Source organism: Christensenella intestinihominis, from assembly GCF_001678845.1.
Taxonomy (GTDB): Bacteria; Bacillota; Clostridia; order Christensenellales; family Christensenellaceae; genus Christensenella; species Christensenella intestinihominis.
Genome location: NZ_MAIQ01000029.1, coordinates 1 through 205, shown reverse-complemented (window position 1 = coordinate 205; position 205 = coordinate 1). Strand labels below are relative to the sequence as shown.

The following is a 205-nucleotide window of genomic DNA, read 5'->3' as shown; positions in this document are numbered from 1 at the left end:
GGCAGGCTGACGCTTACGGCGAACCAGAAGGCAGTGTTTGAAGGCATCGCAGTCGGCACGACCTATGAAGTGACGGAAAGCGCGAAGGACGGCTATGCGGCAGACCATACGTCGCAGGACGGCAGCATTGCGGACGGCGAAAACAGCGTAGTGTTCACGAACAACTACGAGCCGAAGCAGGGCCTGACGGTCAAAAAGACGGTAA

Annotated in this window: 1 protein-coding gene; it reads left to right on the top strand. The window is 58.0% G+C overall.

The features are described 5' to 3' along the window. Positions 1-205: DUF7601 domain-containing protein (locus BBD38_RS14625; protein ID WP_235829149.1), on the top strand; the 205-nt coding region annotated here is incomplete at both ends.